A 19660-nucleotide genomic window follows, 5' to 3' on the forward strand; every position below is an offset into this window, starting at 1 on the left:
AAAGCAAGAGAAATAGCAAAAGCTAAAGAAGAAGAGAGAGCGAAAGAAGTATCAAAAAACAACATAGAGTCTGCTAAACGTGAATTAACGGTAGTAGCGACAGCGTATACTGCTGATCCAAGTGAAAATGGTACATATGGTGGACGCGTTTTAACTGCGATGGGGCATGATTTAACGGCAAATCCGAATATGAGAATTATCGCAGTTGACCCGAAAGTAATCCCATTAGGATCTAAAGTATGGGTGGAAGGTTATGGAGAAGCTATCGCTGGTGATACTGGAAGCGCAATTAAAGGTAATCGTATTGATGTATTAATGGGTTCAAAAAGTAAAGCTATGAATTGGGGAAGACAAACTGTTAAAGTGAAAATTTTATAGTAACTATAATGATCCAAATAGAAGTCAGTTCTCTTTATTGAGGCTGGCTTTTATTTTTTTAGTGGAAGTATAATAGGATTCTTAAATGACTTATTAATAAAACTGTAATAAAACATAAAAATTGTATCATGTTTAGAAAAACTATTAAGAATGAGGTAAGGAAGTAGAACAGAAGGGTATTGAGAAGTAGAGAAGAATAGTATGTTGCTACAATTACACAAGATATCGAGGAACGTGAACTTATTTCAGTAGTTGATTTCCAGTTTGGGGAAATGAATATCTATTTTTATTTATGTCAAGATTGTTCTGTAATGAAGACCGAGATACAAGGTACATAATGTAAATAAGACTGATTGATTATGTCAGTCTTATTTGTATATCTTAATATCATTAAAAATCACATCAAATATTTCTTTTTGCGTAAAGTTATCTGTAAAAATAGTTTCTCTCGCAACCTCAATTGTATCGTGCGGATTATACCATTTTTGTAGGGAATCTTCACCAAATTCATGTCGTTTGTCCCTTGTGTTATGTCGTCTAATAGTTTCCTCTAATGATAAATCAAAGTAATATGTAAATGCATTTTTATCAAAATAACGAATTAATTCTTTTAACATCTCACCATACCTACTACTGTTCAATATACCTTCTAAAATAACAAATTCACATTTTCCTTTTCCGTACTTTGTAATTTCAAATAGTAAATCATGTGATAAATTACCCATTGTGTCGTGTACTCTAAGCATATCTCTACGCACAACATCCTGTGATACTAAAAGTGTACCTTGTCCGAAATGTTCTTGTAGTTGCTTTGCAATCGTTGTTTTACCACTTGCGGAGTTTCCTCTAAGAATGATTAAAGTGGATGTAAGTATAGGTTTAGACATAATGTATTCCCCCAACGGTATTAATTATATAGAAAATTTTAACAAATAAAGTGAGGAAAGTGTATAATTAATATGATGGATATTTAAGGAGGGGATTAGATGGGGGATATATTAAAAAATGCACAACCTATATGGAAACGGACTTGGTTTCGTTATCTAGGGGCATTTTTTATTGTTCAGTTACTGTTTATCCCGCATTAACGGGCAGTAAGACCCCCACCTCAAAATTCAGCGAAAGCGAAGAAGTTAGGTGGGGGATCAACTGCCCGTAAAAGCCCGAATGGTTCAACTAATAATCAGTGGGGGATGAACAAAACCCCCACTGATTAAAGTTTCACTTTATTTTGTGTAAAATAACTGCGTGGGCACCAAACTTTAGGCCAGGCGGAGAGTTTTTTAATAGAATATTAAATTCTCAATTTTTCACTGAATGGTTCACACTCTATACAATCCCGCAATTTAACGTATTTACAGCATTTTTTTCGATTACATTACTACCATATGCATTAGTAGGTGCAATGAAAGATATAACATCAAGAAAAAATATAAAGGAATAATAGAGGTATAATATGCTTTTTCAAAAAGAAGGTTTATTGATTAGATACGTAATGGAAGATGATGCATCTATCGTTTCTAAATGGTTAACGGACCCAGCAGTCCTGCGGTATTACGAAGGACGAGATAATCCGCAGTCTGTAGAAAAGGTGCTTGATCATTTTATGCATAATCCAAACAATAATGAAAAAAGATGTTTAATAGAATTTGATACCGTTCCGATTGGTTACATACAAATGTACCCAGTTGATTCAGAGTGGAAAGCGTTATATGGCTATAAAGAATCACAAAATGTATGGGGAATGGACCAATTTATCGGTGAACCAGCCTATTGGGGAAAAGGAATTGGACAAAAACTCGTTCAGGCAGCAATTACATATATTATGGGTGAAATGAGAGCAGAAGCAATTGCAATGGATCCGAAAGTAAATAATGAACGAGCGATAAAGTGTTATGAAAAATGCGGATTTAAAAAAGTAAAGATTTTAAAGGAACATGAGCTGCATGAGGGGAAATTAGAAGATTGTTGGATGATGGAATACAAACAATTATAATGAATATGCAATGGCTTATATAAACGAAGGGAGCTGTGCGAAATGAAAAAAGCGTTAATCGTAATTGATGTGCAAGCGGGTATGTATACAGCTGGAATGCCAGTACATAATGGGGGAAAGTTTTTACAAACACTGCAAGAGCTTATTATGGAATGTCGTTCAAATGATATTCCAGTTATTTATATCCAACATAACGGTCCTAAAGACCATCCGTTAGAAAAAGGTACGGATGGATGGCGAATCCATGCGGCCATCGCTCCGCAAGAAGGAGATAATATTGTTGAAAAGACGACGCCAGATTCATTCCATAAGACAAACTTAAGCGAAGTGTTACAAGAGAAAGGAATTGAACACGTTATTCTTTCGGGAATGCAATCAGAGTATTGTGTAGATACGACAACGCGCAGAGCATGTAGTGAAGGATATAAAGTAACGTTAGTGAGTGATGCGCATAGTACATTTAATACAGAAGTGTTACGTGCTGAAGATATTGTGCAACATCATAACGCAGTATTGGGAGCGTTTGCGGATGTTGTTGCATTAAAAGACTTGAAAGTGGCTGCCTCTAAATAAGAGGTAGTTTTTTTATTAGAAAAAAGCGTCAAATATTGTCGGTAAGTCGATATTTTGAAATAATCGTTTATATAATTTCACGTACCATAATGAAAATATACAAAAAAGGAGCACCACATAATTAAAAAGGGTGCTCCTGCATTAAAATGTTACTTCTTCTTGTCTTTATCCAATATATTTTGTTCTTCAGCAAACTCCGTACCATATGCAAAGCGGCGATTAATACGAATGTTATCATTGTTGTGCCTTGTATGAGAGTTTGAGAAGCGATGAACGATTACTTCAGATAAAGTGAAGACGATGGCAGAAAGGATACTGCCCCATGCAATTTGCATATAGTTGTCTAATAAAATATTACCGAAAATCCATACGCTTAAATATGTTAATAAGAAATCCGACATAATGGCACCAGTATTGCCAATTCGATTTAAAATAATTTTATCAACGAACATGTAGGATACGATTGTAACAAAGAGACTGAATGAAATAATTTGAACAAACGTTGCAGGGAAAAATAAAGCAAGCCCAATGCTAAATGCGATAATGCACGATATAAACTTGATAAGCACTACTGTGAAATCATTCAAAATTCACACCTCCGATTTATACATAGTTTTTCAATAAATTCTGGAGTTCATACATTGTAACGGATTTATTTACGTAAAACTTTTTCATGTTCGGAATTTAGTCTAAATATTATAAAAACAACGGAAAAATGTTATAGTAAAATGAGAGTGTATGACATTTTTAGGTAAGGGGGAATCCAGGATGTGGATTACTTCAGAAGTAGAAATTCCAGATGAGTTAATCGATCACCTTGAGCAAGGAAAGTTAGTGTTATTTGTTGGAGCGGGAGTTTCTATGAAAGGGAAATCAAACTTACCGAATTTTGATGATTTAGTTGATGCAATTGCAAAAACGTTATATGTCGAAAAACGTGAAATAACAGAACCACATGATTATTATCTTGGTAAAATTGCAAAAACAAAAGATGTACATCAAGTTGCAAGAGATCTTGTTCATATAGAGAAATCAAAACCGAATCCATTGCATTTTGCAATTCCAAGGTTATTTCCTTTAGATACAGATATCCGCATTGTAACAACAAATTTTGATCAACATTTTACAACTGCAATTAAGGAAATAAATAGAGATATCAATGTTTATTATGCTCCAGCTTTACCGACTGGGAGAGCATTTAAAGGTCTTGCTTATATACATGGTAATGTAGAACAGGAGAAAGAGGCTTTAATTTTAACAGACGGTGATTTTGGAAGGGCTTACTTAACCGAAGGGTGGGCGAGAAGATTTTTAGTCGATCTATTCTCGAATTACACCGTTTTATTCGTTGGATATAGTCATAATGACCCAGTAATGAAATATTTAGCAACTGGTTTACCACCAAGTACAAGACGATTTGCTTTTGTCGCACAAGGGGAAAATACGTACCACTGGGAACATTTAGGGATAAGACCAATTGTGTATCCGAATAAAGTGAATAATCATCAATCCCTCGTAAAAGCGGTAAAACGCTGGGCGGAATTAATGGGCGATAATTATATTACGAAAAGAATGCGTATTCGGGATATTGTAACGGTTCCCCCGTCAGTAGAACAGGAACAATTATCATACATAAAGCAATCAATTAAAAAAATTGAAACAGTTCGTTACTTTGTGGAATTTGCTCATGATTATGAATGGGTCGAATGGTTAGAAGCAGAAGGTAAATTACAAAATTTGTTTATGCTTACGCCAAACTATAATGAAGTAGATGAATTACTTGCAGAATGGTTAGTGGAACAATTTCTTTTTAGTCATCAGAAAGAATTATTTCAATTAATTTATAAAAACTATTCTAAAATATCACCGTTATTATGGAGAACGATTTGTAACTACTTAAACGAAACGAAGAGTAAGATGGATCCGTTGTTGTTTGCAAGATGGACACTCTTTTTATTAGAAACAGCTGAAAAAGATAGTAGCTCTATAGAAAAGATTTCTAAGTTACTGCAAAAATGTTCTTTTCCTGAGCATAAGGAAATTGCCTTATTGTTACTAACTTTTATTTTAGATGGAAAACTGAAGTTGAAACGTGTAAGAAAATGGGGAAATGATACGCAAGAATCAATAGAACTCGAGGAATCGAGTCGCTTACCAGTATCTACATTTTCTCATGTGGAGCAAATTTGGAACGAAAAGATGAGGCCATATATCACCCATTATGCTGTTCCAATTATGATGATCGGATTAGAAAAATTGAGAATGTTGTCGTTAAGACAAACGGCACTGAAAAAAAGAAATAAGGAAGATGTAGAAAAAGATTTTCATCAAAATGATCTTGCATTTTTAATACAAATTGTAAAAGAGTGTCTAACTTATTTATGTGAAAACAATGAGAAAAAAGCGGATTATTATATTACAGAAATGATAGAAGCAAATAGTGTACTTCAAAAGCGAATTGCAATTGACGCGATGAATAAAAATATTTTTGTTCGTGTAGATGACAAAATGAAATGGTTGTTACATGAAGGACTTCTTTTAGATTTCACTTATAAACACGAAGTTTTTCAACTTTTAAAAAGGCATTATGCACATTGTTTAGAAGAAACAAAAGAAGAAGTCACTCGAACTGTAATAAAGCATCTTACAGAAGAGAGGGTATTTGATGCATGTCTCGTATTAGACTTATTATTCAAGTGTGATTCAAATAGTCCATCTACGGCAAATGGGTATGAGTTAATGAAGCAAAAGCATCCTCATTTTCATTCTGAACGATACAGTGTACAAAAGAAAGAGGATACAGCGCAAAGCATTACTTGTAATGTAACAGCTGACGGATTATTGCAGCTGAAAGATGTTGAAATTATGAAGCAAGTTCGGCAATTTTCGCAAGATGGTGTTTTTGAACAACGCCATTTTTTAGAGATGTTATCAAAAGCATGTAAATTGAATACAGAGTGGAGTATTTCATTCGCATATCAATTAGTAGGAGTGCAAGAAATAAGTAATGAAGTATGGTTTGTTTGTATTAGAGAATGGCGAAATAACCGAGGATTGACAAATGATCAAATCCAAAAAATTATTCCGCTATTGCAGAAATTTGTTAGAAATACTGCTTATCATTGGTTAATTAGTAGTTTTCTATATGAAATTAGTAATCGACTAGAAGAGTTAGAAGAGAATAGTATACGTGTTGTAAAACGCTTTGCTTTTTCAGTGTTTCCTCAAGTTATGAAGAGTGATACGGATTTTAAGCTTGGAAAACAAGATTTTTACAATGAATCAATTCAGCATCCTGTTGGGAAAATGACGGCTGTATTATTAAAGTTGTTATCATATGATCATTTATACGATCGTAATGTATATGAATATTTATTTTTATTTGAAGAACAAGTAAGAGTTAATTTGGAACGAACAAACTTTATGTTTGCTCGTTTAATAGCAGATATTACATTTCTATATCATATTGAAAAGCAATGGTGCCGAAAATATTTGTTACCATACTTAGATTTAAAAAAACAAAATGAAATTACGGAATATGCATGGGCTGGTTTATGTTACACGCAAATAAATTTACCTTTATTTACAGAAATGAAGCGTTTTATTAAGTATGCGATAGAACATTTGGAAGTATTACATCCGCATACGAGGGAAGCTTTCTTGAAGTGGCTTAGCTTTGTATTTATTAAATGTGTACTATATTGGGAGCAAAAAACAGAGTGGTTATACCCTTTACTCATACTAGAAAATGAAGAAAATAAAATTAAATTTATGCAGTTTTTATGCTATTACGTCAAAACATTAAGCGTAAAAGAACAACAAAAATTTTGGACAGCTTGGCTCAGTGTATTTTTACGAGAACGACCAAAAATGGGTGAGATAACTGCGAGAGAATATGTAATGCTTTTACGTATTATCTTATACATGGATGAAATATTAGAAAAAGGATTATGTATTATGTCTCGTGCATTTTCAAGTGTACATGGTAAATGTACAGGTGAGGAAATGAAGCAGTTATTGATTGAAATGCTTCATAAAAAAGAAAGTATGAAAGCGCATAAAGAAATGTTTGCAAATGTGTTTTTTATTTTACTACAAACATGTCACGAAGCCGTTTTATTTGAAAAAGAAATCATACAAATAAAAGAATTATTAGTTCAGTATGAAGTAGAGGAATATGTTTTACATTTACTAGAAAATGAAATAATTCGCATAGGAATTGTAATGGGTGATTTACAAAAAGAATTATAGGATGAAAGTGGAATTTTAAAAAAATATATAAAAAGTTGTTGACAGTGTTTTAAAAAGCGTTCTATAATACGAATCATACTTATTCAATTTCAAAAACATTTGAATAAACAAAGTGCAATGAAGAGATCACAGTAGTGGTTAGTCTTACTGTAACAGAGAGCTGGTGGTTGGTGTGAACCAGTACAGGGATAATCATGAATTACAGTCTTGGAGCATCTTTTTCGTAATAAAGATAGTTTGTCTTTATGAGGAAAAAGCGGTCAATTGATCGTTAACAGTGAAGAGAGGTAGACGGAAAGTTAGTCTACAACTAGGGTGGTACCGCGATAAATATCGTCCCTACTGATTTATTCAGTAGGGACTTTTTGTATTTTAGTGGTCCAACTTGAAAATAAAATAGTCATGCATTGAAAGGAAAAGCAGTAGTTGTTGTTTCCCTGTAACAGAGAGCTGGTGGTTGGTGCGAACCAGTACAAAAACAAGAGCGAATTACAGTCCTGGAGCATCTTTTTCGTAGTAAAGATAGTATTTGTCTTTATGAAGGGAAAGACGGTCAGATGATCGTTAACAATGAAGAGAGGTAGACGAAAGAAGTCTACAACTAGGGTGGTACCGCGATAAATATCGTCCCTACTGATTGCATCAGTAGGGCTTTTTTGTACAAAAAAGTGGGTTTTTAACTAGTAGTTCATGTCTTTGTACGAATTATTAGTTTAAAATAAGAAGAGGTATCGATTCCACTATAAATTTGTATAATTAACCAGTTCAGAAAATAGAGAATCTTTTATTCTCTTACTATACTTTTAAAACATTAGAGGAGGATTTCCAAATGGCAAATCATGAATTAGATCAATTACGTAAACAGGTAGATGAAATTAACTTACAACTATTACACCTTTTAAACAAACGTGGTGAAATTGTTCAAAAAATTGGAGAGCAAAAGCAAGTACAAGGTACGAAACGCTTTGATCCAGTACGTGAGCGTGAAGTACTTGATATGATCGCAGAGCATAACGAAGGACCATTCGAAACATCAACTGTTCAACATATTTTCAAAACGATTTTCAAAGCAAGCTTAGAGTTACAAGAAGATGATAACCGCAAAGCGTTACTAGTATCACGTAAAAAGAAACAAGAAAATACAATCGTTGATGTAAAAGGTGAATTGATTGGAAACGGAGCACAAACGTTCATCATGGGACCTTGTGCAGTAGAAAGCTTAGAGCAAGTTCGTCAAGTAGGGCAAGCGATGAAAGATCAAGGTTTAAAATTAATGCGCGGCGGTGCATTCAAACCGAGAACATCTCCATACGATTTCCAAGGTTTAGGAGTAGAAGGACTTCAAATTTTACGTCAAGTAGCAGACGAGTTCGACTTAGCAATTATTAGTGAAATTTTAAATCCGAACGATGTTGAAATGGCATTAGACTACGTTGATGTAATTCAAGTTGGTGCACGTAACATGCAAAACTTCGATTTATTACGTGCTGTAGGTAAAGTTAACAAACCAGTATTATTAAAACGTGGATTAGCAGCAACAATTGATGAGTTCATTAACGCAGCGGAATACATCATTGCGCAAGGCAACGATCAAATTATTCTTTGTGAGCGTGGTATCCGCACATACGAAAGAGCAACACGTAACACATTAGACATTTCTGCAGTACCAATTTTAAAGAAAGAAACACATTTACCAGTTATCGTTGATGTAACACATTCAACTGGACGCAGAGATTTATTATTACCAACAGCGAAAGCGGCACTTGCAATTGGCGCAGATGCAGTAATGGCTGAAGTGCATCCAGATCCAGCAGTTGCATTATCAGATTCTGCACAACAAATGGACATTCCAGAATTCCATAGATTCATGGATGAGTTAAAAGGTTTCAAAAATAAATTATCTTAATTTCATATCATATATGCATTGAAGAGGAAACAGTAGTGCTTATCTCACTGTTAAAGAGAGCTGATGGTCGGTGTGAATCAGTACAAAGGTAAGCATGAATTACAGCCTTGGAGCATCTTTCCCGACAACTTATGGAGGGGAAGACGGTCAAACGATCGTTAAAGAAGAAGAGAGGTAGACGACAGTTGTCTACAACTAGGGTGGTACCGCGATAAACATCGTCCCTACTGAGCGCTCAGTAGGGACTTTTTTGTACAAAAAAATAGTAAAGGGGCAAGAGAAATGAGATACATTACAGCTGGAGAATCACATGGACCGCAGTTAACAGTTATTTTAGAAGGTGTACCAGCAGGTTTGACACTTACGGCGGAACATATTAATAAAGAATTATTAAGAAGACAAAAAGGTCATGGACGCGGAAGACGCATGCAAATTGAAACAGATACAGTTGAAATTGTAAGTGGTGTTCGTCACGGGATGACACTTGGATCACCGATTACGTTAATCGTAAAAAATGATGATTTCAAACATTGGACGAAAGTAATGGGTGCCGAGCCAATTTCGGAAAAAGAAAGTAAAGACATGAAACGTACAATTACAAAACCACGTCCCGGACATGCGGATTTAAATGGAGCAATTAAATATGGTCATCGTGATATAAGAAACGTATTAGAGCGCTCATCTGCAAGAGAAACGACAGTTCGTGTAGCTGCTGGTGCAGTTGCAAAACAAATTTTAAGCGAATTAGGCGTGGAAATTGCAGGACATGTTCTTGAAATTGGTGGAGTAAAAGCAAAACATATTTCAAACTTATCAATTGAAGAAATTCAAACAATTACTGAAAACTCACCAGTTCGATGTTTAGATAAAGAAGTAGAGCAAGAAATGATGAATGCGATTGACAACGCAAAAAGTAGTGGAGATTCAATCGGTGGCATCGTGGAAGTCATTGCAGAAGGTATGCCAATTGGCGTTGGTAGTTACGTTCATTACGATCGTAAATTAGATGCAAAACTTGCTGGTGCAATTATGAGTATAAATGCATTTAAAGGTGCTGAAATTGGCGTAGGTTTTGAAGCGGCACGACAACCTGGAAGCAAAGTGCATGATGAAATTCTGTGGGATAAAGAAAAAGGATACACGAGAAAAACGAATAATGCCGGCGGTTTAGAAGGCGGTATGACAACAGGTATGCCAATTGTCGTAAGAGGCGTTATGAAGCCAATTCCTACTTTATACAAACCGTTAGCAAGCGTTGATATTGATACGAAAGAAGAATTCCAAGCGAGTATTGAAAGATCTGATAGTTGCGCAGTACCAGCAGCGGGTGTAGTAGCTGAATCTGTTGTGGCATGGGAACTTGCAGATGCACTAGTCGAACAATTCGGAAAAGATCGTATGGAATTATTAAAACAAAACATTATGCAACACAATAACTACGCAAAAGAATTTTAATAAAAAGGTGGGTTTAACGTGCAAGTAAAGGATCAACTATCATCATTACAACCATATAAACCAGGTAAATCACCAGAACAAATGAAAGAAGTGTACGGAGATCATTCGTTTGTGAAATTAGCATCGAATGAAAATCCATTCGGTTGTTCACCGAGAGTTTTAGAAGAGTTGCAAAAATCTTGGTTGGAACATTCTTTATATCCTGACGGAGGTGCTACAACGCTCCGTCAAACAATCGCAGATAAGTTGCATGTGCAAATGGAACAAGTACTTTGTGGTAGTGGTTTAGATGAAATCATTCAAATAATAAGCCGCGCCGTATTACGAGCGGGAGATAACATTGTAACAGCAGGTGCAACATTCCCGCAGTACCGTCATCATGCGATTATTGAAGGCTGTGAAGTGAAAGAAATTCCTTTAAATAAAGGTGTATACGATTTAGACGAAATTTCGTCAGCGGTAAATAATAATACGAAAATCGTATGGATTTGTAATCCGAACAACCCGACGGGCACATATGTGAATGAGCAAAAATTAACTCAATTTATTGAAGGCATTAGTGAAAATACGTTAATTGTCATTGATGAAGCGTACTATGAATACGTAACAGCAAAAGACTTCCCTGAGACATTATCGCTTTTAGAAAAACATAAAAACATTCTTGTACTTAGAACGTTTTCTAAAGCATACGGATTAGCTTCTTTCCGCGTTGGATATGCGATCGGACAGGAAGAGCTAATTGAGAAATTAAATGTTGTACGTTTACCATTTAACGTATCTTCATTAGCGCAAAAAGCAGCTACAATTGCTTTTAGTGATGACGAGTTTATTAAAGAAATAGTTCGCGTGAATACAGAAGGATTACAGCAATACGAGAGTTTCTGTAAGGAAAACGGTATACCATTTTATTCGTCACAAACTAATTTCATCTTCTTACCGGTAGATAATGCTGGAGAGATTTATGAAGCTTGCGCACATGCAGGGTTTATTATTCGTCCATTCCCAAATGGTGTCCGTATTACAGTTGGAACAAGGGAGCAAAATGAAGGAGTGATTTCAGTGTTAAAACAACACTTTGAAAATAAAAAAAGTAAGTCTCGAGATGAGGCAAATGCGTAAAAAGGTAGTATTAATTGGAACAGGTTTAATAGGAGGCTCTCTCGCATTAGCAATTAAGAAAGAGCACGATGTAATGATAACAGGTTATGATATATTTAAAGAGCAAGTAGAGCGTGCAAAAGAATTACACGTAGTAGATGAAATAGCAGTTGATTTACAACATGCATGTGAAGAGGCACATTTAATTGTTTTTGCTTCTCCAGTTGAAGAAACGAAGAAGTTATTACACAAACTTGCGTCATTCCGTTTACGAGAAGATGTTATAGTGACTGATGTTGGTAGTACAAAAGGGTCTATTATGAACGAAGCGGAAGCTTTATTTTCAAAGGAAGTTTCTTTCATTGGGGGACATCCGATGGCGGGTTCTCATAAAACGGGAGTTGAAAGCGCAAAGGCGCATTTATTTGAAAATGCATTTTACATTTTAACACCGATGAATCATGTACCAAATGAACAAGTGGAAGACCTTAAAGTATGGTTAAAAGGAACAGGATCACATTTTCTTGTTTTAAATACAGAAGAACATGATTATGTAACAGGGATCGTTAGTCATTTCCCGCATCTTATCGCAGCAGGTTTAGTAAAGCAAGTTGAGAAGCATGCAGGAGATAATCCGCTCATTCATCAGCTAGCTGCTGGAGGTTTCAAAGATATTACACGTATCGCATCTAGTAGTCCGAAAATGTGGAGTGATATTGTAAAGCAAAATCGAGAGCATTTAATGGTATTATTAAAAGAGTGGATCTCTGAAATGGAAGGTTTATATAAGACAGTTTCTACTGGAGATGCAGGCGAGATTCAAAACTATTTTGCAGATGCGAAAGAATACCGTGATTCTTTACCAGTAAGAAAGAGTGGTGCAATTCCTGCTTATCACGACTTATACGTTGATGTATTAGATAAGGTGGGGGCATTGGCTCATATTACGAGTATTTTAGCGCGCGAGGAAATTAGTATTACGAACTTGCAAATATTAGAAGCGCGTGAAGGACTGCTTGGGGTATTACGTATTAGCTTCCAAAGGGAAGAAGATCGTATGAAAGCAAAGCTAGCGCTTGGAGAAGAAGAATACCAAACTTATGAAACAATTTAAATGAGAAGGTGAAAAACGTGAAAGAAAGAACAATACAACCTGTTAATAACGGATTGAATGGCAATATTACAATCCCAGGTGATAAATCCATTTCACACCGTGCTGTTATGTTCGGTTCGATTGCAGAAGGGAAAACAACAATTAAAGGTTTCTTGTCCGGTGCAGACTGTTTAAGTACTATTTCATGTTTTAAAGAAATGGGAGTAGAAATTACGCAAAACGGTGATGAAGTTACTGTAGTTGGTAAAGGATTAGAAGGTTTACAAGAACCGAAAGCTGTATTAGATGTTGGTAATTCTGGTACAACAATTCGATTAATGTCAGGTATATTAGCTAACACACCATTTTTCTCTTGCGTACAAGGTGATGAATCTATCGCAAAAAGACCGATGAAGCGTGTAACAAACCCATTAAAACAAATGGGTGCAAACATTGACGGCAGAGAAGAAGGAACATTTACACCGCTAACAATACGTGGTGGAGATTTAAAAGCAATTGAATATATTTCTCCTGTTGCAAGTGCACAAGTAAAGTCAGCTATTTTACTTGCAGGGCTTCGCGCAGAAGGTGTAACAGCTGTTACAGAACCACATATTTCCCGCGATCATACGGAAAGAATGCTTGAAGCATTTGGTGTTAAAGTAACTCGAGAAGGAAAGACAGTGAAGCTTTCAGGTGGACAAAAATTAACAGCAACAGACATTCAAGTGCCAGGTGACGTATCATCAGCAGCATTTTTCTTAGTAGCAGGTGCAATCATCCCAAATAGTAAACTAATATTACAAAATGTAGGAATGAATCCAACTCGTACAGGTATTATTGATGTTTTAGAGAAAATGGGTGCTACATTTACTATAGAGCCGATTAACGAAGGCGCATCAGAACCAGCTGCAAACATTACGATTGAAACATCTTCATTAAAAGGAATTGAAATTGGTGGGGATATTATTCCAAGACTAATCGATGAAATTCCAGTTATCGCTTTAGCGGCAACACAAGCAGAAGGTATTACAGTTATTAGAGATGCACACGAATTAAAAGTAAAAGAAACAAATCGTATTGATACAGTCGTTGCGGAGTTAACGAAACTAGGAGCTCGCATAGAAGCAACTGATGACGGCATGATCATTTACGGAAAATCAGCTTTAAAAGGCAATACAGTAAATAGTTACGGTGATCACCGCATCGGAATGATGCTTGCGATTGCTGGCTGCCTGGCAGAAGGGAAAATAATTATTGAAGATGCAGAAGCAGTAGGTGTATCATATCCTACATTCTTTGATGAACTTCAAAAGTTAGCTAAATAATAAAGATGGAAAGCAGATACGTGATGTATCTGCTTTTTTTGTTAAAACGTCCTTGTAATTTCACTTACCGAACTATAATAGTGAGAATTGTGATACAATTCAAACGGAGAATGGAGGAGAATTATATGAATGTCATGCAATTAAAAGAAGATAAGTTCAGAGAAGCATTACGTTTATCAGAATACGCTTTTCAATATAAAGTAGATGAGGAACGATTACAGCAGCAACTTACAAAGATGAAGGAAAGTCATGAAATATACGGCATTATGGAAGGGGAAGACTTAGCAGCAAAACTACATCTTATTCCGTTTCATATTTACATAGGTAAAGAAAAATTTAAAATGGGTGGCGTTGCAGGAGTAGCGACGTATCCAGAGTACAGAAGAAGTGGGTATGTAAAAGAGCTACTTCAACATTCACTTCAAATAATGAAAAAAGATGGCTATACAGTCTCTATGTTACATCCATTTGCTGTTTCATTTTACCGTAAATACGGCTGGGAACTTTGTGCGAATTTAGTCACATGTCATATGACTAAGAGCGATTTAGTGATGAAAAAACAAGTAAATGGCACTGTGAAACGTTTCAATAAAGAAAATCATCCAGAAGAAGTCGAGAAGCTCTATGAAGTATTTGCAGAACGTTTTTCAGGTATGTTAGTTCGAGAGAAGAACTGGTGGTTACAAGCAGTTTATGATGATTTAACATTAGCGATTTACTATGATGAAAATAAAAAGGCAGCAGGTTACATGTTATACAAAATAGAAAACTATAAAATGACAGTAGAAGAATTTGTACCACTGCATAATGAAGCACGAAATGGTCTGTGGAACTTTATTTGCCAGCATGATTCTATGATTAAAGAACTTGAAATGACAGTAAGTGAAAACGAACCGTTGCTATATTCATTGCAAGAGCTACGCGTGAAGACAGAAATAAAACCATATTTTATGGGAAGAATTGTAGATGTAGAGCAGTTCTTAAAACAATATGAGTTGAGCTGGAACAATGTACAGCAAGAAGTGATCCTACACATTACAGACGCATTTGCTCCGTGGAATAACGTAACAGTGAGACTTGCGAATCATGAAATAACAATTATGAAAGAGGAAACAATAGATAAAGGAATTAAGCTGGATATTAACGCATTATCTACAATAATGTTTGGCTACAAGCGTCCGTTAGAACTTAATGAACTAGAATTCATTAGCGGAAGCGAAGAGGAAATACAAGCATTTGAGAATATAGTTCCAGTACGTAAAGCTTTTATTTATGATTTCTTTTAAGCTTTAAATAGGAAATGGGGCTGTCCCAAACAAAATTTGGGACGGTTTTCTCTTTGGTTCTCGTTTTTGTCGGTAAGTCGATGTATTCTAAAAACCGCTGATATAAATTGATTCACAAACAAGGGATTAAAATTGCAACTATACGTAGTTACGCACTTGACTTTTAGTCCTTGTAATTTATAATTAAAAACGGAATGAATTTTCATTCCTAAAAATAGAGGTGGAAAAAATGGCTAAAAACAAACAAGAGGATATTTTTGATGCTGCGATGCAACTTTTTGCAGAGCGTGGTTACGATGGTACGACAATTCCAATGATCGCTGAAAAGGCAAAAGTCGGTGCGGGTACTATTTATCGCTATTTTGAAAATAAAGAGGCACTAGTTAACTCATTATTTTCAAAAAGTATGTTAGAGCTTTCTGAAATGATAAAAACAGATTTTCCTGTTGAAGCAAATATTCGTGAACAGTTTAGTCATACGTACAACCGTTTATTTGAATTTGCGAGAAACAATGTGGACGCTTTTTTATTTACAAATTCTCACTGTGACAGTTATTTTCTTGATGAACAAAGTAAGAAAATATTTGACGATTTTATAGGCTTCTTTATGAATATTATTGAAGATGGAATCGCAAAAGGTTTTCTTCGTCCATTGCCTCCAGTTGCTTTAATTATTATTGTATATCAGCCGCTAGAAGCATTAACGAAAGTAATTGCAACAGGGCAATTAGAATACTCGAAAGAGTTAGTAAAAGAATTGGAAGAAAGCTCTTGGAATGCTATTAGAATCATTTGATTCTATAGCTTTATAAGGACAGGAATGAATATTCATTCCTAAATAGATTTAAAAAATGAAAGTAGGAGAGGGTATTTGTGCAACCAAAGGAATGAACATTCATTCCGGAAAAGATTAGTTTAATAGGGTCTATAGAATAAATCAATAGAATGATAGGAATGAACGTTCATTCCTAAAAATAGTTTCAAAATAATAGGAATGAATATTCATTCCGGAACTAACATTATACTTTCAAAACGGGAGATGATTAAAATGAGTAAGCTAAAAAATTGGAGAAGTTTATCTTTTCTATTATGGATAGTTATTACTATTACAATGATCGTAACGATGCCTAATATGGATAAATTAGTGAAAGAAAAAGGGCATATTACGATTCCGAATACAGAGCAAAGTAGTATCGCTGACAAAATGATAAGAGAGATGGATAAAGACGGGACAGAAAAATATGATGTTATAGCTGTTTTTAATAGTGGAAGTAAAGCAGCTTTAACAACTGAGCAAAAAGATGAAATAATAAAAACAATCAACGCTTTACAAAATGAAAAAGAGCAATTAGGAATTAAGGAAGTTGTTTCACATTTAGATAATAAAGACTTGGAAAAACAATTGATATCTAAAGACAATACGACCATTTTAACGCAAATTTCTGTAGATAAAAAACATGGTGAAATATCAAAAATTGCAAATGGGCTTCATAATAAAATTAAACCGAAGGGAGTTAAAACGTACTTAACAGGAAGTGATTTAATAGCGGGTGATTTTCTTACATCCTCTCAAGAGGGAGTGAAAAAGACAGAAGTTATTTCTATCATTTTCATTTTAGTTGTATTAATCATTGTATTTCGTTCACCAATTGTTCCAATCGTTTCTCTGCTTACAGTGGGTGTATCATATTTAGTTTCAATGGGGATTATTGCCCATCTAGTAGATCAATTTAATTTTCCGTTTTCTAACTTTACACAAGTGTTTGTAGTTGTTGTCCTGTTTGGGGTTGGAACAGACTATAACATTTTATTATATACAAGGTTTAAGGAAGAATTAAGTAAACAAGAAAATGCATTTTTAGCTACGAAAGAAACGTTTAAATCGGCAGGGAAAACCGTTTTATATAGTGGGATAGCAGTACTAATTGGTTTTGCATCTCTTGCTTTAGCGAGTTTTAAATTATATCAATCTACTTCAGCCGTAGCAATTGGTGTCGCAGTATTATTACTCGTATTAACTACGTTAAATCCATTTTTTATGGTGCTTTTAGGAAAAGGAATGTTTTATCCAGTAAAAACATTTAAAGGTCATGAGGATAGTCGCTTATGGGGATTCTTTGCGAAAAATTCAGTAGCAAGGCCATTTATCGCTTTAATCATCGTACTCGTAATATCGATTCCTTTCGTATTAAAATACTCTACTACACTGAATTACAATGATTTATTTGAAGTGGATAATAAGTATGAATCAAAGATAGGTATTAACGTAATAGAAGATCATTTTCCGCCTGGTTTCTCTTCACCGAGTACATTAGTCATTCAATCTGATAAAAAGCTGGATGAAGGAACTTCTCTACAAATTTTAGATGAATTAACTGATAAAATTTCGAAAGTTAAAGGTGTGTCAGAAGTATATGCACCAACACGTCCAACTGGTGAGAAGATAAAAGAATTATATTTAAATAAGCAAGCGGGAGAATTGAATACAGGATTAGGAGATGCCGATGGTGGCATAAAGGAAATTAATGATGGATTAACGGATGCGAAAAATAAAATGGGAAGTAATGATTCAAATAGTCTTGCGAATGTTCAAAAATTAATTGATGGAACGAACGAGGCGAAAAATGGGGTATCAGCATTAGGAACAGCTTTACATCAATTATCCAGCGGCATAAACGGAGGTGCACAAGGAGCGCAGCAAATTGAGAGTGGGTTAACTTCAGTAAATAAAAATATAAATGTCCTATCCAATGCAACGTCACAGCTTCATACTGGTTATGCACAGTTAGAAAAAGGTTTAAGTTCTTACGATCAATACTTCGGAAGTATTGATCAAGCGATTGACGGTGCGAAAAAAGGATATGAACAAATTGAAATGTTAATGACCAATTTCGTTCAAACGAAACCAGAATTAGCGAATGATCCAAACATACAACAAATGATAGGGATTGCTAAAGAGGCACAAAAAAAATTAAGCGTACTTTCAAATGAATTAAATCAATTAGCAACCCAGCACAAAACGGCGATGAGTTCATTTAAAGAAGCGAATCAATCGTTATGGAAAGTGGACAATGGCTTAAAAGAAATGGGCATTGGAGTTAATAAGTTACAAAAGGGAGCAGCGGATCTTAAAAATGGATTAAATGAAGGTACTGCAGGTTCAAAACAAATTGCAAATAAATCAGTTGAGTTACAATCTGGATTAACGAAAATAAACGATGGACAAGGACAACTTTTAACGGGCCTTAAAGACCTGCAAGAAAAGATGGGGCAATTACAATCCGGTTTATCTAAAAGTACAGAAGGGCTTGGAAAAGTAAGTAATGGCCTGCATGACGCACAGAAATATTTAGGGGAGCTCAATGAGTCGAAAAGCTCTGAGAAGTTTTATATTCCAAAAGAAGTGCTAGAGGGAGAAGATTTCCAAAAAGCATTGAACACGTACATGTCACAGGATAGAAAAATTGCTAAAATGACCATCATTTTAGATGTAAATCCGTATTCCAAAGAAGCGATGCCAATTATTCAAGAAATTAATAAAACAATCGATGGCACTGTAAAGGGAACGGAATTACATGATGCGAAAACAGCGATCGGCGGAACAACATCTAGAAACGTTGATTTAAAAGAAGTAACAGGTCAAGATTTTTTACGTACAGCTACAATTATGTTAATTGGAATTGCCATTGTATTAATCGTAATTACACGCTCACTACTAAACACAATATTTATTATTGGCTCATTACTATTAGCGTACTTCGCATCACTTGGTATAAGCGAACAAATTAGTGCACATGTATTACATGTAGATACATTAAGCTGGAATGTTCCATTCTTTAGCTTCATTATGATTGTCGCTTTAGGAGTGGATTATAGTATTTTCGTAATGATGCGCTATAACGAGATCGAAGGGGATTCGGTAACAAAAATTGTAACTGCATCTCGTCATATAGGAGGAGTTGTATTATCGGCGGCGCTAATTTTAGTAGGGACGTTTGCAGCATTAATTCCATCAGGTGTGTTAACACTTATACAAGTTGCATCAGTTGTTGGCGTTGCACTATTACTATTAGCTTTAATCGTGATGCCGATATTGTTACCTGCTTTAATGGGGTTAACGAGTAAATTGAAGAGTTATAAAGAAAAAATAATAAATACGAAATAAGTGAAGACTGTAGGGGATGATTTCTCTACAGTTTTTCTATATATAAAATCTTAAATGGAAAATGAATCCAATGTATTACACAACGAGAAGTGAATGGTAACATGAGAAAGAGGTCGATGATATACATACCA

At 35.0% G+C, this 19660-nt stretch carries 14 protein-coding genes, 2 pseudogenes and 3 other annotated features; of the genes and pseudogenes, 14 read left to right on the forward strand and 2 right to left on the reverse strand.

What is annotated here, in order from left to right:
• Window positions 1-378: 3D domain-containing protein (locus tag MR160_RS21090; protein ID WP_074789878.1), on the forward strand; the 378-nt coding region annotated here is incomplete at its 5' end.
• A gap of 368 nt (window positions 379-746) precedes the next feature.
• Here MR160_RS21090 and MR160_RS21095 read toward each other — a convergent pair.
• Window positions 747-1265 carry a kinase gene (locus MR160_RS21095; protein WP_063675469.1) on the reverse strand — a complete coding sequence of 173 codons (519 nt, stop codon included), beginning with the start codon at window positions 1263-1265 and terminating at the stop codon, window positions 747-749.
• A gap of 99 nt (window positions 1266-1364) precedes the next feature.
• Here MR160_RS21095 and MR160_RS21100 point away from each other — a divergent pair.
• The 4 genes and pseudogenes from MR160_RS21100 to MR160_RS21115 form a co-directional block, all read left to right on the forward strand.
• Window positions 1365-1448, forward strand: a pseudogene (locus tag MR160_RS21100) (YfzA family protein); the annotation flags it as partial.
• Between the two features lie 155 nt (window positions 1449-1603).
• Window positions 1604-1822: pseudogene (locus MR160_RS21105) on the forward strand (YfzA family protein); the annotation flags it as partial.
• Window positions 1823-1834: 12 nt separating this feature from the next.
• The gene (locus MR160_RS21110; protein WP_142388468.1) at window positions 1835-2374 is read left to right on the forward strand and encodes a GNAT family N-acetyltransferase; all 540 of its coding nucleotides are present in this window, start codon (window positions 1835-1837) and stop codon (window positions 2372-2374) included.
• Between the two features lie 42 nt (window positions 2375-2416).
• Window positions 2417-2947, forward strand: coding sequence for a cysteine hydrolase family protein (locus MR160_RS21115; protein WP_017763308.1), 531 nt, complete (start codon window positions 2417-2419; stop codon window positions 2945-2947).
• Between the two features lie 149 nt (window positions 2948-3096).
• Here the strand turns inward: MR160_RS21115 and MR160_RS21120 are convergent, their stop codons facing one another.
• The gene (locus MR160_RS21120; RefSeq protein ID WP_000997702.1) at window positions 3097-3534 is read right to left on the reverse strand and encodes a YndM family protein; all 438 of its coding nucleotides are present in this window, start codon (window positions 3532-3534) and stop codon (window positions 3097-3099) included.
• 181 nt (window positions 3535-3715) lie between these two features.
• Between MR160_RS21120 and MR160_RS21125 the strand changes: the two genes are divergently transcribed.
• The 9 genes from MR160_RS21125 to MR160_RS21165 all read left to right on the forward strand — a co-directional run bounded on the left by MR160_RS21125 (window position 3716) and on the right by MR160_RS21165 (window position 19529).
• Window positions 3716-7198: a DUF4020 domain-containing protein gene (locus MR160_RS21125; protein WP_000265189.1), complete on the forward strand. Its 3483-nt coding sequence runs from the start codon at window positions 3716-3718 to the stop codon at window positions 7196-7198.
• Window positions 7199-7306: 108 nt separating this feature from the next.
• Window positions 7307-7542 (forward strand) — a binding site (T-box leader).
• 54 nt (window positions 7543-7596) lie between these two features.
• Window positions 7597-7833, forward strand: a binding site (T-box leader).
• A 194-nt stretch (window positions 7834-8027) separates the two neighbouring features.
• On the forward strand, window positions 8028-9104 hold the full coding sequence (locus MR160_RS21130; RefSeq protein ID WP_001273573.1) for a bifunctional 3-deoxy-7-phosphoheptulonate synthase/chorismate mutase: 1077 nt from the start codon (window positions 8028-8030) through the stop codon (window positions 9102-9104).
• Between the two features lie 9 nt (window positions 9105-9113).
• Window positions 9114-9333: a binding site (T-box leader), on the forward strand.
• A gap of 53 nt (window positions 9334-9386) precedes the next feature.
• Window positions 9387-10559, forward strand: a complete 1173-nt coding sequence (gene aroC / locus MR160_RS21135; protein WP_001269426.1) for a chorismate synthase — start codon at window positions 9387-9389, stop codon at window positions 10557-10559.
• Between the two features lie 18 nt (window positions 10560-10577).
• Window positions 10578-11678, forward strand: coding sequence for a histidinol-phosphate transaminase (gene hisC / locus MR160_RS21140; RefSeq protein ID WP_001197269.1), 1101 nt, complete (start codon window positions 10578-10580; stop codon window positions 11676-11678).
• The gene (gene tyrA, locus MR160_RS21145; protein ID WP_001228126.1) at window positions 11671-12771 is read left to right on the forward strand and encodes a prephenate dehydrogenase; all 1101 of its coding nucleotides are present in this window, start codon (window positions 11671-11673) and stop codon (window positions 12769-12771) included. Before hisC ends, tyrA begins: the two co-directional genes overlap by 8 nt.
• A 17-nt stretch (window positions 12772-12788) precedes the next feature.
• Entirely contained in the window at window positions 12789-14078 is a 1290-nt protein-coding gene (gene aroA / locus MR160_RS21150) for a 3-phosphoshikimate 1-carboxyvinyltransferase (RefSeq protein WP_000664636.1), read from the forward strand.
• Between the two features lie 125 nt (window positions 14079-14203).
• A complete protein-coding gene (locus MR160_RS21155; protein ID WP_142307915.1) occupies window positions 14204-15364 on the forward strand; it encodes a GNAT family N-acetyltransferase in 1161 nt (386 codons plus the stop codon).
• Between the two features lie 229 nt (window positions 15365-15593).
• Complete coding sequence (locus MR160_RS21160) at window positions 15594-16160, forward strand: TetR/AcrR family transcriptional regulator (protein WP_001107300.1); 567 nt, start codon at window positions 15594-15596, stop codon at window positions 16158-16160.
• Window positions 16161-16412: 252 nt separating this feature from the next.
• Window positions 16413-19529 (forward strand): MMPL family transporter, encoded by a 3117-nt coding sequence (locus MR160_RS21165; RefSeq protein ID WP_142307914.1) that lies wholly within the window; start codon window positions 16413-16415, stop codon window positions 19527-19529.
• Window positions 19530-19660: the final 131 nt, after the last annotated feature.

It is taken from the genome of Bacillus cereus group sp. BfR-BA-01382 (assembly GCF_022663475.1).
Taxonomy (GTDB): domain Bacteria; phylum Bacillota; class Bacilli; order Bacillales; family Bacillaceae_G; genus Bacillus_A; species Bacillus_A thuringiensis_S.